General features: G+C 71.6%; 12 protein-coding genes. 6 read left to right on the plus strand and 6 right to left on the minus strand.

All coding sequences use genetic code 11. The features are described from left to right. Positions 1-302: 302 nt before the first annotated feature. The 4 genes from CC117_RS19135 to CC117_RS40590 are packed head-to-tail and all read left to right on the plus strand — an operon-like array spanning position 303 to position 9,203. Complete coding sequence (locus CC117_RS19135; RefSeq protein WP_071086098.1) at positions 303-2,405, plus strand: hypothetical protein; 2,103 nt, start codon at positions 303-305, stop codon at positions 2,403-2,405. Further along, a complete protein-coding gene (locus CC117_RS19140) occupies positions 2,402-3,343 on the plus strand; it encodes a hypothetical protein (RefSeq protein ID WP_071086100.1) in 942 nt (313 codons plus the stop codon). The genes CC117_RS19135 and CC117_RS19140 overlap by 4 nt, the downstream gene beginning before the upstream one ends. Then, the gene (locus tag CC117_RS19145; RefSeq protein WP_071086178.1) at positions 3,343-8,895 is read left to right on the plus strand and encodes a DEAD/DEAH box helicase; all 5,553 of its coding nucleotides are present in this window, start codon (positions 3,343-3,345) and stop codon (positions 8,893-8,895) included. The genes CC117_RS19140 and CC117_RS19145 overlap by 1 nt, the downstream gene beginning before the upstream one ends. A 44-nt stretch (positions 8,896-8,939) precedes the next feature. Continuing rightward, entirely contained in the window at positions 8,940-9,203 is a 264-nt protein-coding gene (locus CC117_RS40590; RefSeq protein ID WP_407673556.1) for a hypothetical protein, read from the plus strand. On the opposite strand, the gene CC117_RS19150 is transcribed toward CC117_RS40590, so the two are convergent. Next, positions 9,140-10,402, minus strand: a complete 1,263-nt coding sequence (locus CC117_RS19150; protein WP_071086102.1) for a cytochrome P450 — start codon at positions 10,400-10,402, stop codon at positions 9,140-9,142. The two genes, CC117_RS40590 and CC117_RS19150, sit on opposite strands and share 64 nt — an antisense overlap. 439 nt (positions 10,403-10,841) lie before the next feature. On the opposite strand from CC117_RS19150, the gene CC117_RS39815 reads away from it, so the two are divergent. Next, positions 10,842-10,976 (plus strand): hypothetical protein, encoded by a 135-nt coding sequence (locus CC117_RS39815; protein WP_256385395.1) that lies wholly within the window; start codon positions 10,842-10,844, stop codon positions 10,974-10,976. A 158-nt stretch (positions 10,977-11,134) separates the two neighbouring features. On the opposite strand, the gene CC117_RS36495 is transcribed toward CC117_RS39815, so the two are convergent. Then, complete coding sequence (locus CC117_RS36495; RefSeq protein WP_071086103.1) at positions 11,135-12,385, minus strand: MFS transporter; 1,251 nt, start codon at positions 12,383-12,385, stop codon at positions 11,135-11,137. 250 nt (positions 12,386-12,635) lie between these two features. Here CC117_RS36495 and CC117_RS19160 point away from each other — a divergent pair, with 250 nt between their 5' ends. Further along, positions 12,636-13,418 carry a DUF899 domain-containing protein gene (locus CC117_RS19160; RefSeq protein ID WP_071086105.1) on the plus strand — a complete coding sequence of 261 codons (783 nt, stop codon included), beginning with the start codon at positions 12,636-12,638 and terminating at the stop codon, positions 13,416-13,418. A 22-nt stretch (positions 13,419-13,440) separates the two neighbouring features. Here CC117_RS19160 and CC117_RS19165 read toward each other — a convergent pair whose 3' ends face one another. From CC117_RS19165 to CC117_RS19180, 4 genes are all read right to left on the minus strand, one after another. Next, a complete protein-coding gene (locus CC117_RS19165; protein WP_321572625.1) occupies positions 13,441-14,544 on the minus strand; it encodes a glycosyltransferase in 1,104 nt (367 codons plus the stop codon). Between the two features lie 471 nt (positions 14,545-15,015). After that, positions 15,016-16,632 carry an effector-associated domain EAD1-containing protein gene (locus CC117_RS19170; RefSeq protein ID WP_084132405.1) on the minus strand — a complete coding sequence of 539 codons (1,617 nt, stop codon included), beginning with the start codon at positions 16,630-16,632 and terminating at the stop codon, positions 15,016-15,018. 108 nt (positions 16,633-16,740) lie between these two features. After that, positions 16,741-18,489, minus strand: coding sequence for a TerD family protein (locus tag CC117_RS19175; RefSeq protein ID WP_071086110.1), 1,749 nt, complete (start codon positions 18,487-18,489; stop codon positions 16,741-16,743). Positions 18,490-18,684: 195 nt separating this feature from the next. Further along, positions 18,685-19,779, minus strand: coding sequence for an LLM class flavin-dependent oxidoreductase (locus CC117_RS19180; protein ID WP_071086112.1), 1,095 nt, complete (start codon positions 19,777-19,779; stop codon positions 18,685-18,687). Between the last annotated feature and the right edge of the window lie 76 nt (positions 19,780-19,855).

Genomic DNA, 19,855 nt, shown 5'->3' on the forward strand with positions numbered 1-19,855 from the left:
CCGGCGTGGCGCGTCACGCCAAGGGTTTGAACCGCACAGGGAATACAATCTGACGTGGCGTTTGGGGCGGGCTGGGCTGTTCTCGCCATCCGGCGGAGAAGGCGACTCAGGCTGGTTGCCGCCGGCGGGGTTCTCCTGGTCCCAGCATTTTGTTCCCCGCCAAAGTAACTCGATGATCGGCTCTGTCTCCGCAGGTCGGGACGCGGTCGATCGGTTTGTGATCAGCACGACGTCATCCCCCTGACCATGGATGACCGGCGCGCGCAGCGTTGCCGGGTCTCCCGGGAAAGACGAGGTCACTCATGGACCCGTACGACTGGTGGCAGCAGCGACTGACCGCGGAGTTCTTCGGCCCGGCCGCTCACGGACGCCCCGTCATCCTTCACCTGGATGACGAGAAGGTGCAGCGGCTGCGGGGATCCTCCGGGCCGGACCTGGTCGGAGCTCTCCAGAGCCGGCTGGACTGGGATGCCCGGGAGGACATCTTCGACGGCATCTTCCGTGCCGAGACGCCGTGGCGGAGAACAAGGCCGGGTAACCCGCTTCCGGAACCGCTGCCCGAACCGCCGCCGTGCCTTCCGTTGCTGGCCGTCTGCGTGCTCGCCGCGACGCGGATGCACCGCGACGGCAGCGCCTGGTCCAGCAACTACTATCGCCGGCTCGTCGACCTTCTTCCCATGCCCCGCGGATCCGCGCAGGAGACGAACCGTCGGTTGAAGAGCAGCTACGAGCAGATCCCGAGCCACTGGGAAACGCTGCGTGGCTGGATGTGGGCCCACGGCGGCGCGCGGGGCCTCGTGACCTTTCAGGAGGGGCGTCAGACGCGGATAGGATTCGCGCTCTCTCAGGCCGTCGTACGGAAACGTGACCTGCCGGAGCTGGACGGGTTCTTCCGTTCACCAGCGGGCCAGGCCGCGGCGAGACGTGGCCCGGCCGATCTCGTCGTGGCGCTGCGCCGCTGGGAGGGGCTGCGGATGGACCTCCTCTCACCCCCCTTGCGGGACGCCCTGCGCAGTCCGCGGCCGGTGCGGGACGAGGTCCTCGGGGGCGTTCTCGCGGCCGTGGCGGATTCACCCGACCGGGTCGACGGCCAGCGTCCGACCTGGTCCACCGTCCTGACCGCCGTACCTGGGGCGCCCACTCCGGAGGCGAGGTGGAGAGACCTGCGTCGGCTTGCGCTGCTGCCCACCTTTCTTGACGACGGCTGGGGCGACTGGCAGGTGGGCTGGTACGCCCCGGTCGTCGACGGGGTGGCCGGCGACACCCTGCACGGCGCCTCCGACGCCTCCGGCGTCGACAGTGGGGGCGGAGGCGGCTTCGAGGTGCGGGCGGAACCCGACCGAAGCTCGTACCGCCTCACCGGTGACCTGCCCGACGCCGAGGCCGTGCTGTCCCACGGTCTGTATGCGGCGGGGGCGCGGCTGAAGGTCGAGCAGCCGGCACGCGGCGTGCTCCTCGCCACCGAGAACAGCGCGGCCGGTGCCTGGGTCGCCACCGCCGTGGTGGAGTCCGACGAGCCGCTGCTGCTGGTCGTCCGCGACGATCTGCTGGACGCAGTGATGGACATGCTCGCCGGGGCCGGGGCCGACGAGGTCCACCCGGAGCAGGGCCCGTTCCCGGGCTGGCAGGTGCTCCGGGAGATTGTCCTCACCGACGCCGCCCTGGCAGGCGCACGGCTGCGGGATCTCGGGGCCGCGGTGACGGTGCGGGTGTCCCGACGTCCGCGGCTGGTCGGCGGGCTCCCGGTGGGCCGGGAAAGCGGTGCGGGCGCGTGGGGATCGCGCTATCTCATCGACGGGCCGCCGGACCTGGTGCTTCCCGCGGAGTGGGATCCCACCGAGTCCGTCCTCCTCGACGGACACCGCCTCCCTGCGCCACCGGCCGACCGGACCATCCCGCTGCGGTCGCTGTCGCTGTCCGAGGGTCTGCACACGGTGCAGGTGGGCGGCCACACCCGCCAGTTCACCCTCCATCCCCCGCAGCCGCTCGTCCTGCCSGCACCCACGGGAGAGACACGGTGGGGAGAGACGCGGCTCACCGTGCCCTATGGCACCGCGGCGTACTTCTTCCTGTCCGACGGGCATGCGATCCCGATCCGGGAACCCGAGCCGCCGCGGTGGTGGCGGCGTCGCAGAGTCCCCCTCCGCGCGTTCGCCTACCGGGTCACGGCGCCGCCCGAAGCCGTGTGGCTGGCGCTCGACGGGGCGCCGCGCCGGGTCCACCAGCTCCGAGAGGTACCGCCGAGCATCGGCGAGCTGAACGCCGTGGACACCGCTGCGTGGGCACGGTTCGTCCTGGCCAGCGACGTCGAACGGCCCGAGAGGAAAGCGTGGGAGCACTACCGGCGGGCGGCGCTCAACCGGCGGCATGCCAATGCCACGGCCATGGCAGGGAGGGCGCGGTGACGCCCGATCCGGACGTGCTGCTCGCCTGGTTGGCCGACCGCCACCGTGGCCCGCTCGGTCCCCTGTACCGGACGGTGGCCTGGTACGCAGGCGAGGCGGCCGACTCGCGGGACGTCCGGCGTCTGGTCTGGGACCTGTGTGAGCTGGGCATTCTCGCGGTCGACACCACACGGCGACGGTGGGAGGCACAGCCCCCGCGGCTGGCCGAGCTGCCGGGTCGCGGCAGTCTCGCGTTGTTCGCCGGCGCGGTGTCCGAGGATCAGATCTACGCCGCGGAGGGGCCGGGAGTGCGGCTGACCGTGCACCGCAACGAGCGTCCGGGCAGGTTACCGCTGCCCTCCACCTGGTGGTTGGCCTACGAGGACGACCAGGCCCTGGCGGCCGCGGCAGCCCGCGGCGGAATGCCCGTCGAGCCGGAGGCAGCGGTCCGGCGAAGCACCGCGCTGTGCAGCATCGCACCGACCGTGGCGGTGGAGCGGCCCGGCAGGCAGGGGTCGGAGCTGGAGCGGTGGAACCGGCGGACGTCCCGGTTCCAGCCGGCGGACCGCCGCATCCTCGGTGACGGGCTGTATCGGCGGGATACCTACGGCAGAAAGGAGTACCTGCTGTGCCGGGCGGGGACGTGGTTCGCCACCACAGGGGCCGAGGGCCGGTACCTGGTGGACGACAACTCCGGGCTGCCGCTGCGATGGCGGTCGGACGGTGAGGGCGGCATAGGCAAAGGAGGCGGCGGAAACGATGGCGGTGACGCCCTGGGGGCACTCATCGTCGACATGAGCATGCCGCTGCCGGCTACGCACGGCGCGGTCGCCGCGCTGTGCACCGGGCTTCCGCCCGTCCGCGACGGGGGCCGGCAGGAGATCGTCTATGACGGTGTCCCGCTCGGCGTCGCCGACCGGATCGCCCGCTCGCTCCACTCTTCTCTGAAGGTGTGCTGATGTCCGACAGTCCGTCGCCTGCCCTCGACGTCTTCGGTGCCTTCGACGCGCTGCGCGAGGCCTACCTGCGGTATTACGACACCCCGTTTGGACTGGCCGACGAGGAGCTGGAGGCCGAACGGCGGGCGCTGCTCGACCGGCCCGGCGGCGTCTACACCGAGCCGCTGGTCGAGCTGCGCCCCGAGTACACCTCGACCGGGTGCTCGCTGGCCGAGTCGGCGGCGCGGGCCGGCGCACCCGCCGAGCTGGCCGCGTTCGCCGCCTGCGGCCTGCTGCCCGCGGGACGCAGCCTCTACACCCATCAGGAGCAGGCGCTGCGCGCCGGGCTGCGACCTGGCCGGAACATGGTCATCACCGCGGGCACCGGTTCCGGCAAGACCGAGTCGTTCCTGCTGCCGGTGATCGCGAGCCTGCTGGCGGAATCTGCGGCCTGGGGTGGTGGTCCAGCGCCGTTCGAACCCTGGTGGCGAGGCAACGGCCCGTTCCGGGCACAGCGGGCGGACGAGAGCGGCCGGCCGGCGGCGGTGCGCACGCTCGTCCTCTACCCGATGAACGCCCTCGTCGACGACCAGCTGATCCGGCTGCGCCGGGCGCTCGACAGTGACGAGGCACGCCGATGGCTGGACCGGCACCGCCGCGGCCACCGCTTCACCTTCGGCCGCTACACCGGGGCGACGCCGGTGACCGGCGAGCCCGGTGACAGCCGGCAGCTCAGCGAGCTGCGCGACTACCTGCGGGAGACCGAGAAGCGGGCCCGGCAGGCACACCGGAACGGCGGCGACGCGCGGTTCTTCGTCCCCCGGCTGGACGGCGCCGAGATGCGTTCGCGCTGGGACATGGCCGCCGCACCCCCCGACATTCTGATCACGAACTACTCGATGTTGAACATCATGCTCGGGCGTTCCCGCGACCAGAGCTTCTTCGACACGACCCGGGACTGGCTCGCGGCGCATCCCGAGCACCGCTTCACCCTCGTCGTGGACGAGCTGCACCTCTACCGGGGCACGGCAGGTACGGAGGTCGCCTACCTGCTGCGCAACCTCCGGCACCGGTTGGGGGTGGCGGACAGTCCGGAGCAGTTCCGCATCCTGGCGGCCTCGGCGTCGCTGAGCCCGGAGCGGGACCGCCGCTTCCTCGCCGAGTTCTTCGCCGCCGACGCCGACGCCTTCGACTTCGTCGCCGGCACGACCGTGCAGCCGACGCCGGGAACGTCCGGCGTCGGAGCGGCGGCCGGTGTCGGTGGTGTCGCGCTCGGCGGTGCGGCGGCACGCCTGTTCACCGACGCCGCCRCCGAGCCGACGGACCCGTCTCCGGAACAGGCCGCGGAGCTGCTGGCACGCACCGGCGGAGCGGACGCGCTCCGTGCGGCGCTACATGACCCGGAGCACGGCGGCACGGTCACACGGGCCGCCGACGACCTCGCATCCCGACTGTTCCCGGTGGCAACGCGCGACGAGCGGGAAGCCTCGCTACGTGGTCTGCTCAGGGTGCTGCGGTCGGCTGCCGGTAACGATGGTGGCGGCGGCCTTCCGAAGATCCGCGCGCACTTCTTCTTTCGCAACGTCAGCGGCATCTGGGCCTGTACCGACCCGATCTGCCCCGTCATGGTCACCGGAAGCGGCGGCGACACCGGCGAGCGCGGTTCCGGTGTCCGGCGGYGGCCCGGCATCGGCCGGCTGTATGCGCAGCCGCGGGAGCGGTGCCTGTGCGGCGCGCGGGTGCTCGAACTCGTCTTCTGCCAGAGCTGTGGCGATGTCATGCTCGGCGGCTTCACCGTCGCGGCGGAGACCGAGCGGCGGCTGTTCAATGCGGAGCTGTTCCCCGACGTCCCCGAGCTCAGGCGCCTCCCGGAGCAGGCGGCGGTGGACCGTACCGCCGCGAACTATGTCGTCTACTGGCCTTCGGACCAGCCCCAGCAGGCCGACGACGACGCCACCTGGAAACGCGGCGATCTGACGTTCACCTTCCGCCGCAGCACGCTCGATCCCCGTAGCGGCCTGCTGCGCAACATCGAGCACGGTTCGACGGGCTGGAGCTTTCACGTCGAGGCGAAGCGCGGCGTGGGGGTGGACCGCTCCGCGCTCCCCCCGTTTCCCACCCGGTGTCCGGCCTGCGGCGCCGACTGGGAGATCACCTACCGACGCGGCTCGGTGAAGGGACGTCCGCTCGCCGCCATCGACCCGCAGCGCTACCGCTCCCCGGTGCGGCTGATGCGCACCGGGTTCGAGAAGGTCAACCAGGTACTCGTCACCGAGCTGGCCGGCCAGCTGGACGCCACCGAGCGCAAGGTCCTGCTGTTCTCCGACAGCAGGCAGGACGCTGCCAAGATGGCCGCGGGTGTCGGCCTGCGGCACTACCAGGACCTGGTGCGGCTGCTCCTCGTCGAGATCGTCGAGGAGGACGACCAGGGCACCGCGGACGTCGACCTCGCCCGCCGGTGGACGCAGGGCGACCGGACCCCGGAGAGCAAGGCCGCGTTCGACCGGCTGCGTGAGCGGTCCGGCACCGAGTTCAACGCGCTGCTTGCCGCCTGGATCGCCGGCGATGTCGACCCTTCCGGCCTGGAGGCGAACCTCTCCCAGCCGCCGACGCTGCGCTCGCTGGTGCCGAGGATCCAGGAACGCCTGCTGCGGATGGGCGTCAATCCGGCCGGTCCACAGCCCTCACGACAGCACCACGGCAAGGAGTCCTGGTACCGCTTCTACGACTGGTCGACCGGCGTTCCCGTCGTGCGCGGCACGCTCACCGCGTCCGAGCAGGCCAGCCTGCTGGGCGCCGAGGACGACCTGCTGGAGAACGTCATCGAGAACCTGCTCTCCGGGGCCGGCCGCGACTTCGAGTCCCTCGGCCTGGGCTGGCTCGACCTGCGCCCGGGGACGTCGGACCACCACCTGGACCCGACCGGCGACCGGGCGATCGCCCGGGCCARTGTCCGGATCCTCGCCGAACTGCGTCGCCTCGTCGGGTATCGGGACGGAAACCCCCGCCCGCCGCGGCGGCTGACGGAGTTCTGGAAGGCCGTCGCCCGCGCCCACAGGCTCGACCCGGACGAGGTCGCGGCCCGCGCGGCGCGGGGATGGGGCAACGCGGTGCGCGAGTACCTCGTGGACCCGGCGGAGGTCGTGGTCCGCCGTCCAGGCGACACCGCATGGACGTGCCCGGCCTGTCGGCGCCAGCATCTCCACCCCGGCGCGCTGGTCTGCACCCGGTGCCGGGCCGCGCTCCCGACGTCCGGGAACCCCCCTCGGGACGCCGGTCGGGACTACTACGGGTGGAAGGCGTCGACAGGCCACGGCCGGTTCCGACTGAGCTGCGCCGAGCTCACCGGGCAGACCGGCCGCACCGAACGCCAGCGCCGCCAGGCGATGTTCCAGGAGGTGTTCCTGGACGGTGACGAGATCCCGCTCGCCCAGGGCGTCGACCTGCTCTCCGTCACCACGACCATGGAGGCGGGCATCGACATCGGCGCGCTCGCCGGCGTCGCCATGGCCAACATGCCGCCCACCCGTTACAACTACCAGCAGCGGGTCGGGCGCGCCGGCCGGCGGGACTCCCCCGTCGCGGTCGCGCTGACCGTCTGCCGCGGCCGCAGCCACGACGAGCACTACTTCCAGCACCCGGTGGAGATCACCAACGACCCGACCCCGCCGCCGTACCTGGCGATGGGGCAGCGGGAGATCCTCGACCGATCGCTGAGCGCCGCCGTGCTGACCGCGGCGTTCCGCGCACTGCCCCCGGACCTGCGGGTGGACGGCAGGGTGCCGAACGTCCACGGTGAGTTCGGCGCCGTCGACGAATGGGACCGGCGCGGGCCGCACATCCGGCGGTGGCTGGCGGCGAACACCGGAACGGTCACGGCGATCTTCCGGGCGCTGTCGGCCCACACATCGCTGCGGCTGACGGTGGACGAGGCGATCGCCGGGCTGCGGCGGCTTCCCGAGGCGATCGACACTGTGGCCGCCCGCCCGGTCGGGCACGAGGCGCTCAGCCAGCGGCTCGCGGAGGCGGGGCTGCTGCCGATGTTCGGCTTCCCGACCCAGGTCCGGCTGCTCCACCTCAGCCGCCCGACCCGCTCCTTCCCTTGGCCTCCGGACGACGTCGTCGACCGGGATCTGTCGATCGCGCTGTCCCAGTTCGCCCCTGGAAGCGAGATCGTCCGCGACGGGTCGGTCCACACCGTCGTCGGCGTAACCAGTTTCCAACCGTCGTTCCGCGGGCCGAAGCCGGTCGATGAGCCACTCGCGTACGGCCACCACCTCGGCCTGTGCATGGAGTGCAACCACGTCGGCGAGGTCACCGACCCCGAGCTGACCCGCCCCACCGGCCAGGCAGGGGCGACAGGAGCGGCGGCCATGACGGCACCGGCGGGGGCCGCGGACTGCCCGGCGTGCGGACGGGACGGTTACCGCGTGGTCGAGACCCGTCAGCCCCTCGGCTTCCGCGCCGGCGCCGAACGGGACTTCGACGGGGCGTTCACCTGGTCACCTCGGCGCATAGTCGCCCGCGCCACCAGCGACCTCGACAAGTTGGAGCAGTCGACGACGGACCGCAACCTCGTCGCGCTGTCCGGACGCGGCTCCCGTTACATCGTCAACGAGAACCTCGGACGCCTGTTCGCCTTCCGCCGTACCGTCGCCGACCCCTGGGGTGGCTATCTCGAGGCCGCGACCGTCGACCGCGTCGAGGACCAGCGGATCCGCCTGCCCGCCGGGGACACGACCCGGGTCGCGCTCGGCGCCGTTCTGCACACCGACCTGCTCTTCGTCGGCTCGGACATCCCCACCCTCCCCGGCGAGGGCCTGCGCCTGAACATTGCCGACGCTCCGCCGCGCTGCGCCGCCGATATCTCCCAGGGGCTGCGGACGGCCTGGTACTCGCTGGCGTTCCTGCTCCGCAGCGCGGCGGCGAAACATCTGGACGTGCAGACGCAGGAAATCACGGCCGGCATCCATTCGTCGGCCCGTGGCGGCGAGCAAAGCTTCTATGCGTTCCTGGCGGACACCCTGGAGAACGGGGCAGGTTTCAGTTCACATCTGGGCGAGGCGGCGGAGCTGCCACGTTTCCTCGACACCGTCGAACGCTATCTGGGCGGTCTGGACCAGGACACCCACGCCGATGAATGCGTCTCTTCCTGTTACCGCTGCCTGCGGGACTACACGAACATGGCCTACCATCCGCTGCTCGACTGGCGGGTGGCCCGGGACCTTCTCAGCGTGCTCCGGCGCGGCACGCTGCCGGCGAGCCCGGAGCGTGAGGAGCGCGTGCTCGGAGACTGGGCGGACGCTCACGGTGCGGCCCACCGGCTGAGCACACCGGCGCCATCCTGCCTGGTCGGCCACGGGACCCGGCAGGCGGCACTGGTGGTGAAACACCCGCTGGAGGCCTTCGACCACACCGTCACGAGCCGACGTCTGGAGAAGACCGTCGTCGAACTCGCCGCCTCGGGTGTGGGCGCGGACGACATCGTCATCACCGATTTCCACACATTGGAGATGAGTCCGATGGTCGTCAAGGAGGCTCTCGGTGCTGTCATCACCCCCCGCAGGCGGTAGGCCAGCGTAAAGAATCATCCACTATGTCGGCGAGGAACTGGGCGATGTCGGGAGCCGGGCTRGACGGGACAGGCCGCTTCATGACCTTCACGGGCGGCTTCATCTCGTGGCACCCGGAGACGGGGGCCCACGGAACACTTCCAGCATGGCTCCGCTGTTCTGGAACAGCGCGAACGGGCAGGTATCCCAGGCCTGACCACCAGCGATCCAGGCTGACCCGTCTCCTTCAGGTCGACCGCGTCGCTCAGGCTGCTGACAGGTGGAGCGGGAGGCTTGCCAGGCCCCGCAGGATGATGTGCGGGCGGTAGATAAGAGCGCCGCCGGCCGGCGACTCCTCGGCCAGGGTGATGGAGCGCGCCCGCTTCAACAGCGCGCGGAAGGCGATGTCCGCCTCCAGCCGGGCCAGGGGCGCGCCGAGGCAGTAGTGAATACCGACACCGAACCCGAGATGGCGTCGTGCCCCGGCGGAACTGGTGTGGCGGGCGGCGAGGAACCGGTCCGGCTCGGCGAACGCGGCCGGGTCGCGGTTGGCGGCGCCGATCATGATGACGGCGCCGTCGCCGCGGGTGAAACGGTACCCGGCTATTTCGGCGTCCTGCAGGATGGTGCGGGCTACGAACTGCACTGGCGGGTCGTGGCGCAGGGTCTCCTCGACCGCGGAGCCGACCAGCCAGGGATCGGCCCGCACGTTCGCCAGCTGGTCGGGGTTGCGCAGGAGCGCGAGGATGCCGCCGCTGATGAGGTTCACGGTCGTCTCGTGGCCGGCGACGAGAAGCAGGGTGCACAGTTCGAGCAGTTCCCGTTCGGTGAGCATGTCGCCGTCGTCGTGGATCTCCACGAGGCGGCTGAGCAGGTCCTCGCGCGGTTCTCTGCGGCGCCGGGCGATCAGGTCGCGGAAGTAGTCGTCGAACGCGACCGTCGCCGTGTTGCAGGCGGCCTTGTCCGCGGCGGTGAGCAGGTAGGCGGGGTCGAGGCCGCGGCTGAGTGCGTCCGCCCATCCGCCGAACAGCTCCTCGTCCGCGGTGGGGACGCCGAGCAGCCGGCACATCACCCGCAGCGGCAGCGGGCGCGCGTAGGAGGYGACCGCGTCGATCCGGCCCTTGTCGACCGCCTGGTCGAGCAGGGTGTGCGCCACGGAGGTGATCTCCGGGACGAGGGATTCGATGACCGCCGGGGTGAACGCCCTGCCGACCAGCCGCCGCAGGCGGGTGTGGTCGGGCGGGTCGGCGCGCAGCAGGGAGCCCAGCCCGTCCTCGGCGACCCCCCGGTAGCTGATGCCGGCGCCGTACCCATGGCCGGACGCCGGATGGGCGAGCACCGCCGACGCCTCGGCAAGGCGCGTCACCAGCGTGATCGTGTGGCCGTCCCTCTCCTCGGGCACGAAGGCCGCGGCCTCCCGGAACTCCCGGTACCGCGGGTAGGGGTCCGCAAGGCGGGTCGCCGTCATCGCGCCCACCAGCCCGCCAAGATCGACCGTGGACGTCTCCGCGCCGCTCACCGTGGTCACAGACCATCTCCTCCACCGAAGTTCGCACCGCACGGTGGCTTCAGAATCTCGCCCCGACGGCACGGGACGGGGAGGAAACCGCTCGTCTCCGACCCGGCGGCGGCCGGTTCCAATCGTCCGATTGGAGTATTGCGCGGAGGCCGTGCCCGACCTGGTCGCCGCCATGGACGCCCGGGCGGACCATCTCGGCAGGTTTGAGGCCGACCTGTACGGGTGCGTACGCTTCGCCGCCGTCGATCGGGCACGGCTGCCGCTTCCTTCGGGGAGATGCTCCGGGGTTCCTTCGGGGAGATGCTCCGGGGTGAGGAGCTCAGGTTCCGCTGGTTCCTACCAGCCCCAGCCACGTCCCCAGCCGCCGCCGTGCCAGCCCCAGCCGCCCCAACTGCCCCAGCCGTGGCCCCAGCCCCAGCCTCGGTGCCAGCCCCAGAAGAAGGTTCCGGTGACATCCCGGAAAGATCCTCGTGCCGAGATCGACGGCGCCTCGTACCTGCGCTTCATCATGGCCTCCTCATTCCAGGATCGTGACCTGTTCGGTGGCCGCCTGGTCGAGACCGCGTCACGGCCACTCGCCTGACCGGCGCGACCGGACACGTTCACCAGAGCCCGGGGGGCATTCCTTCCACCACTCTCCATCGTCTCCCCGTCCGCTTCAGTGCAGGTTCAGAAAGGGTTCATCACCCTGCGTCGATGAGCACCGAGGAATTTCGGTCCGAACATGTCGAAGTCGACCTGTCACCTTTTCGCGGATCGCTTCGCTCTACGCTTGAGGCGAATCGCGCAACAACGGATGGCGGCGCGAGCCGGCCGGCTGCGGGAACGGCGCAGCGCAGCGGCGAGCAGGAGCACCGGCAGACCGGCGCAGCCGAACAGCACCGTCAGGCCCGCCCACACCGATCCTGCGGCCCAGAAACCGAACACCCCCACCGAGGCGATCTCGGACACGGACCCGGCCAGCGAGGTGACCGTCGCCCGGGAGGAGTCCGGAACGACCTGTTGCAGCCGGGTGTCGGCCTGCACCGCCGCCCACTGCAGCACCCCGAACGCGACCGCCACACCGACCAGCCCGACAGGCGTGGCGCTGAGCGCACCGACAGCCAGGGCGCATCCCCCGGCGGCCAGTACCCGCCCCGGGTGGCGGGTTCCGCGATCGGCCAGCCAGGCGCCGACGGCGGTACCGGCAAGCATGATCCCGTAACCGGCGGGGACGAGGGACGGTGGGAGTCCCGTGTCGGCGACGAGCAGGGGCAGGTACTCGTCGAGCGTGAGGATGGCTGCCAGGCCGGCCACCGTCGCGACGGCAGCCCGTGTCGCCGCCGAGCGGCGCAGAGCCGCCAGGCCCGCACGGAGAACCCGAAGCGACCCTGTTTCCTGCTCGCCGCCGACACTCGAACGTGCATCCCGGCCACCGTCCGCCGCGTCGCCAGCCCCACCAGCCCCACCAGCCCCGCCAGCCCCGCCAGCCCCGCCAGCCCCGCCAGCCCCGCCAGCCCCGCCAGCGGTCATGGTGGTGCGGGTGTGGGGCAGGGCCAGGGCCAGAGCAGCGGCCGTCAGAGGTGCGGCGACGCTCGCCGAGCCCACCATGACGAACCCGCCCGCGGCCAGCACCGGGCCGGCCACCACGGCCGCGACCAGCGCTGACACGGTGCCGACGGCCTCAGCGCGGCCTGTCAGCCGGGGGTAGACATCCACCCGGCCCAGCGCCGTGAGCTCGGCGTGGATGTACGCCTGCCAGGTGCCCGACCGCAGCGACCCGCCGATTCCCCACAGCACGAACCCGGCGGCGAAAGCACCGTAGCCGGGTGCCAGTGTCCAGAGGGCGAACCCGGCGGCTGTCAGCAGCGGAGAGAAGACCAGCAGCAGCCGGCGCGACACCAGGTCCGCAAGCACACCCGAGGGAACCTCGGTGAGGAACGCCGTCAGCGACCACAGCGCGAACAGCGACGAGACAGCGGCCGGTGACAGGCCGTGCTCGACGAGCAGCAACGCGTACAGCGGGTAGAAGAGGACTGCTTCCTCGCACGCCGCATACGCATACAGCCGGCGGGCCAGGCCCGCCTCAGCAGAGGAACATCCCCGGGATCAACGTCGTCGGCGTCGCATGACACCCGATCCTAGCCAGCCGATGGCGGGATCTCCTGCCGCGATGAGTTCAGGCCGCGTCGCGGGTCTGTTCTGGTGACCGCTGTAGCGCGTCGTACGACGCGGCCCGGCACGAGACACCACGGAGGACACCATGACGACCATCCCTGCCGACCCGGCCACCACGTTGCCAGGACGCCCGCCCGTCGTCGACCTGGCCACCTGGCAGGCCGCCCGGGATGAGCTCCTCGTCCGCGAGAAGGCCCACACCCGGGAGGGCGACGCCCTCGCCGCGGCCCGCCGCCGGCTGCCGATGGTGGAGTTCGACGGGACGGTGCAGGTTGTCGGCGCCGACGGCCCGGTCCCGTTCCTGGACCTGTTCCAGGGCCGCGACGAGCTCGTGGTCTACAAGCACATGTGGTGGGACGGCGCACCGCACCAGGGGCAGTGCGAGGGCTGCACCATGATGGCCTGGCACCTCAAGGACGCCGTCTACCTCAACGCCCGAGGCGTCTCGGCCGCGATCGTCACGACGGGCCGGTGGGACGAGGTGGCCTCCTACGTCGCCTTCATGGGCTACACCCAGCCCTGGTACTCGGTGCGCGACCTGGACGAGCCGGTCGGCGGCGCCATGGGCTACCTCACCTGCTTCCTGCGCGACGGCGACCGCGTGTTCCTCACCTACTCCACGACCGGCCGCGGCAACGAGCCGGCCAACGGCTCCTTCGCTCTGCTCGACCGGACGCCCTACGGCCGCGGCGAGGCGTGGGAGGACAAGCCCGAGGGCTGGCCCGAGGGGAGCCACGCCTGCTGGTACTGGCGCTCGGACGCCGACGGGAACGCCACCTGGGGCCCGACCAGCCGCCCCGTGCCGCAGTGGACCCGCCCCGCCGCGCCCCCCGTGGAAACCCTCGGCAGACAGGGCCACTGCCACTGAACACGCCCGTGCGCGGGCGGGTCTACGCAGCGCTGCGCGAAGAGGTACTGGCGGTGGGAGTGCTGGCGGCCGGCGAGGCGGAGGCAGCCAGGGTCTCCAGCAGGTCGGCGGCCTGCTCCTCCCGTCCGGCAGCCTCGATCTCGGCCTGGAGGCGGCGGGCCTTCATGGCGTAGCGCGGGTCGGCCAGGACCCTGCGGACGGCTGTGCGGATCTGCTCCCCCGACGGAGTCTGGGTACGCAGGTCCACGCCGACCCCGGACCACGCCACCCGTGCGTTGACCTCGATCTTGTCCTCGGTCCTGCCGGCCGCGACGATCGGCACGCCATGGGAGAGCGCGAGCTGTGTCCCACCGTAGCCACCGTTCGTCAGGAAGACGTCCACGTGCGGCAGGAGCTCGCCGAAGGGGATGAAACGCTCGGCGCGGGCGTTCGGCGGCAGGGTCCCGAGCGCAGCCGGGTCGCCGCCGCCGGTCACGGCGACGACCAGGACGTCCTCCCCGGAGAGGGCGTCGATCGCCGGGCGGAGCAGCTGCTCCGCGTCGGTCGCGACAGTGCCCTGGTTCACCAGGACGACCCGGCGCCCGGAGCTGAGCTCGTCCCACCAGGCCGGAGGGGTCCAGCTCGGGTCGCCCAGCGGGCGCGGCGGCCCGACGAAGCGCACCTGGGGCGGCAGGTCGGTGACGGCGTACTCGAAGCCGGGTGGGCTGAACTGCAGGTACAGCCGGGATGCCAGCGGATACTCGAACAGCACGTCCGAGGTGGCAGGCAGGCCAAGCCCGCGCCGGATGGCGTTGACCTCCGTGCTCATCGACCGGAACACGATCCGGCGCATGACCTGTTCGAGGACGCGGTTGCGGATCCGCCCGGGCAGGGTGGCGGAGGGGGTGAGCCCGAGGCCGAACGGGGCGAGTTCCCGGCTGGGGAAGCCGAGCACGGAGATACCGAAACCGGCGAACACGGGTCCGCCGAGTTCCTGGATCAGTGGCGCGGCAATGAACGCGGTGTCGCCGACAATGACGTCGGCGGGCTCCAGATCGAGGAGGGCCCGCAGGTCGCTGACATGGGTGCACGTCGGTCGGGCGAACCCGTGCACCATGTCGAACTGCAGCTTGCGCAGGCCGGACACCTTTCTTCGCTCGGGAAACCGGCCATCAAGGCCCGCGACACTGAAATCGTCACGAGGGTCGCTTATCGGATGGAATGTCGCGCCGGTGGCCGTGATCGCGTCGGCGAAGCCCGAACCGGCATACCACCGGACGGTATGCCCGCGACCCACCAGCGCCCGTGCAATCGGATAGGCCGGCGCGGTGTGACCCACGGCAGGAGTGGTGGCAAACAGGAATCGAGCCACGAGAACGTCACCTTTCGGTGCAGGCGGTCGTGGCCACGCGGTGATGGTCACGTTGAGGGGTAGGCCGCCCTTTGTATGGTCGGGGCGCCTGTGGTCAGGCTGCCTTCCGCCGGACGAGGCATCCACCGAATGTAAGGTGCGCGTCACGTCACCATGCCGACCTGGCGAACGCGAACCCCCCGGCCTGGCACACTGCCCGGGCCAGGGCCATCTTCCCGTCGCGACCGGAACTCGTGCGGTGCCGCGCTACGAAAGGGCCCACAGCCGGACGGAGGCGTCACCGCTGCCGCTGGCGAGGACACGTCCGTCCGGAGAGAAGCTGACGGACCAGACGGAGTCCCGATGGCCCGTGAGAGGTCTGGTGCTGGGGCGCGGCGCCCCCGGCTCGGCGACATTCCACAGCCGGACCAGGCGGTCGTTACCGCCTTCAGCCAGCGTCGTCCCCGCCGGGGAGAACGCGAGGGCGGACACCCGGTTGTCGGTGTGGTCCGCCCCGACCGTGCCTGCCGCCTTCGGCGCGGTGGGGTCGGCGAGATCCCACAGCCGTATCGCACGGTCGTCCCCGCCGGTGGCCAGAAGGCGGTGTGGCGAGAAAGCCACGGCCCAGACGGCATCGTCGTGCTTCATCGTGACTGTGTCGAAGGCGTGGGAAGGTGCGCCGCCGGCGAGGTCCCACAGCCGGACGGTGCGGTCATCGGAGCCACTGGCCAGAATCTTCCCGTCCGCCGAGAACGCGAGCGCTCGGATGACGCCGCCGTGTCCGGTCAGCGGCTGGCCGAGCAGCTCCGGTTCGGCCGGCCGGCTGATGTTCCACAGCCGCACCGACCGATCCTCCCCGGCCGTGGCCAGGACGTTTCCGTCCGGCGAGAGCGCCACAACGTGCAGCGGATTCTCCGGATCGGCGAGCGGCTTTCCCGGATCATCGAAGGTCTTCGGCGCAGCCCGGTCGCTRACATCCCACAGCTGCACGGCCCCGTCCGCCCCGCCGCTGGCCATGATCGGCCGGGCCACAGCGAACACCACCGAGGTCACCGCGGCTGTGTGCCCGTTCAGAGGCCGGCCGAGGGCGGCGGCGACGGCCGGGTTGCCCACGTCCCACAGCCGCACCGTCCTGTCATTGCTGGCACTCGCCAAGGTCGAACCATTCGGTGAGAACGCGACCGAGTTCACCGTCTCGGAATGCCCAATCAGCGGTGCGGCCAGCGGGCTGGCACCGTGGACCGGGCCGTCCCAGACCTCCACGCCCGGCGGGGCAGGAGCGTCGGGCTGGTCGGACACCTGCCCGGCACCGTGCCGTGTGGTCAGGAGAACGCCGCCGACGACCGCGCCCGCGGCTGCCGTCCCACCGAACACGAGAAGACTGCGCCGCGTCGGCCGGCCGGTGCCAGGCCACCGGCCGTCCCCCCCGCTGCCTGGATGGGTCAGCAGGTCTTCGCGGCCCTCCACCACCCGTGATGTCGGTTGCGCGGCCGGCCGAGGCGGAGAGCCGGTCTTCCCGGGAGGCGGCACGCTCGCCGCCTCCCGGTCACCGGGCCTCCGTTCGCCGGGCACAGGGACGGTGGTGCCCGGGACGGAACAGGTCACCTCGCCGGTGGCGGAGCGGGTGAAGTCGGTGTTCCCGGGGAATCTCCTGCCCGCCGCGGCGAGGATGCGCGCACGACCGTCAGTGATGACTCCAGCCTGAATGATCCGGCTGACCTCGCGCCAGAAGATCCCGGCGTTGACCTGCCATACCGGTAGGTGCGACCGGGACAGACCCGCCTCTTCCAGAAGCTGCCGCGCGGCGATCTCGTTGTCGAAGATGGTCGCGAGTGCCTCGATCTCCCGCTCGTTCAGCCCGTCCACTGCCGTGCCCCCACCCATGAGCAAGCTGTCGACCCATAATGCTGACAGTTTGCTTGCAGGCAGTCGTCAGGCTGGTAGCAGGGACTGCTCTGGCGGCCGGGGCCACCGGGCAGGCTGCGGCGATGGTCAGATGCGCGCACCCTTCTCCAGGTTGCAGCGGCGGCACAGCAGCTGGAGGTTGTTCACACTGGTCGCGCCACCTCGGCTGTGCGGGATGACGTGGTCGAACTCCAGGTACTCGGTCGCGCTGCACTGCACGCAGGTGCCCCTGTCGCGCTGCCAGACCTCCGCCTTCACCGCCTGCGGAACGGCGCGGCTGTCGCGTCCGCGGGGTGCGATCACCAGCCGCCGCGCGACGCGCAGCACACCGGAGAGGACGGCGGCCGCGTACTCCGGGTCGTCGACGCGGTAGATGCCGCCGCCGCGGGCCGTCGTCGCCGAGATGTCGACGGTTCCGTAGCCCCCGGCGACCGCGACCACCTTTGCCCAGGCGAGTTCCGTGCCCGCACCGGTCTGGGCGAGGAAGCGGAGCTTGCGGTTGCTGGCGACGAGACGTCCAGGGGTGTGCCGAGGGCCGCTGGCAAGGTGGCGCACCTGCACCACGCTCACATCCAGGTGGACGATCTCGTCCAGGTCGAGGTGCAGGGTCGGTGYCGTCACCCGGGGCAGCTCGCCGTTGCGGATGCGGGAGAGGTCGAGGCCGCGCTGCAGCCGCTCACGCATCATCCCGACCGCGGGGTGCCCGATGCCCAGGCGGCGGACCTCGTCCTCGAAGAGGGTGAGTTCGTGCTCCTCGATGATCTCGTCGGCGAAGGCGAACGTGACGAGCCGCTGAAGATAACCCAGCGCCACGGACTGGAACACCTCCTGGCCGGCGGCCTCGGGGACGCGCTGGAAACGCAGTTCGGCCCAGAAATCCTCGAGAGTGGACGTTCCCGGGCCGGCGTCGATACTCGCGGCGAGCCGGCGGTGCCAGTCCGCAAGAATGCTGCGGATTGCGTCCTCGCAGGGCGCGCAGGGCACCGGCCCGAGAAAGAGGCGGCGGCGTTTCGCGGCGCCGCAGCGTCCGCAGGTGGTGTCCGATTCGGTGAACTGCCCTCGGGTCTGCGCGGTCCAGGTGTGGCCGTCCCACCACCGCAGACCGCCGCCCGCCTCGGGGTCGGGATACCAGTCGGCGCGGCGCTGGGCGCCGCCGCCGACCGGCTGTGCGGGCACGGGTGGCAGAACCCGTCCGGGCTGCACGGCGGCCCCAGGCGGCACAGCGGGTCCCGGGCCGGCTGTCCCCCGCGTGGCGGGCGCAGGTGCGCCGCGCTGCGGTGCGGCGGGCCCGGCCGGGGCGTCCTCCGGCTCCTCGACGGAGATCCCGAAGCTTCTGGCCAGGCCGGCCAGGCCACTGTCCCAGCCCTGGCCGACCGCGCGGAACTTCCAACCGGTTCCGCGCCGGTACAACTCACCGAAGACCATGGTGGTGACCGGTTCCGCGGTGTCCGGCGCGAACTCGGCAAGCGGCGGGCCGTCCTCGCCGTGGACCTGGAGGAGCAGCCCGCCGACTCCGGCGAACGTACCGTCATCGACCGAGCCGGCGATCACCACCGTGGCGATCTCGGCCTCGATCCGCCCGGTCGCGACGGTCAGGGTTCCCCCGGTGCCGGCGGAGCCGTCCGCGCCGCCGCTCGCGAGGCTGACAGCGCCGGACCGGTGGCGCGGCTGATTGTAGAAAACGAAGTCATCGTCGGAGCGGACCTGGCCCGCGCTGGTCACCAGGACGGCGCAGACATCAAGGGACGGGCCGGACGCAGAGGAAACCACAGCGCGGACGGTCTCCGCGGCAACTGCCGTGTTGGCACCTTTTGACAATCTCTGCGCAACGACCATCAATTCCCCCACAGGCAATCCAATACCACAGAGGGACGCCGGCGGCGTTACACACAGCTCGGCCAGATGGACGTCCCCGTGGCTGACCGACAGATTATGCCTGAGGGAAAACAGGAACGGGGCGGAGAACCCGCCCCGTTCCGTGGCGTGCTTTTCCGGGTCCCGAGCCGATCCGGCCGGGACGGGGATGGCCGGTCAGGCCGGGGCGGGGATGCGGGCGGCGCCGGCGCGCAGGGCGGGGATCAGCTCCCTGCCCCAGTCGACGACGTCCTCGTACGGGTCGAAGCCGCGGATGAGGAAGGTGTCGACGCCGATCTCGTGGTAGCGCAGCAGTGCGTCGGCGACCTGCTGTGCCGTCCCGACATGGCCGGAGGAGTTGCCGCCCGGGCCGGTGAGCGCGGTGACGCCGAACCACAGCCGCTCGTCGTGGACCTGCTGGCGGGCGGCGACGTCCTGGAGCCGGTTGGAGGCCACCGAGTTCGTCATCCCCCAGGCCCGGGCGGTGGGGTCGCCGGTCGATGCGAGCCGTCGGCGGGTCTCGTCGGCGATCGCGTCCGCGCGGGCCCAGGCGGCGTCCTCGGTCTGCGCGATGATCGGCCGGGTGGACAGGCTGAAGCGCAGGGTGCGCCCGTGCCGGGCCGCCTCGGCGCGCAGCAGCGCGATGCGTTCCGCGGTCTGCTCCAGCGGCTCACCGAAGAGCATGTAGACGTCCGCGTGCTGGGTTCCGACGGCGACCGCGGCGTCGGACTGCCCGCCGAAGTACAGCGGGATGCCCGCCGGGGTCGCGGGCTTGGCGGTGCTGTAGGCGCCTTCGAACCGGTAGAAGCGTCCCTCGTGGTCGAACGGGGCGTCCGAGGTGAGGGTCCGGCGCAGCACCTGCATGAACTCGGCGGTGCGCTCGTAGCGGGTGTCGTGGTCGGCGAAGTCGCCGTCCCGGCGCTGGTCGGCGTCGCTGCCGCCGGAGATGTGGTGGATGGCGACCCGGCCGCCGCCGCTCAGGTGGTCGAGGGTGGCGAGCTTGCGGGCGACCAGGGTGGGCGCGACGAAGCCCGGCCGGTGCGCGATGAGCACGCCGAGCCGCGCGGTGTGCGCCAGGACGTGGCCGGCGACGGCGAAGCCGTCCGGGCCCGTCGCGCCGTAGCCGATGAGGACACGGTCGAAGCCGGCCTCGTCGTGGGCCTTGGCGAACCGGGTGAGGTAGGCGGTGTCCACCACGGGCCCGTCGTAGAAGGACCCGCGGGTCTCGGAGGCCTCCTTGGTCGCCACCATGCCGAGAATCTCGATGGTCATGCTCCTTCAGCTCCCTGTCGTGTCAGCGTCGACGGCGAACGGCGAACGGCGAACGGCGAACGGGYCGCCTGGCCGG

The organism is Parafrankia colletiae, from assembly GCF_001854655.1.
Classification (GTDB): Bacteria; Actinomycetota; Actinomycetes; order Frankiales; family Frankiaceae; genus Parafrankia; species Parafrankia colletiae.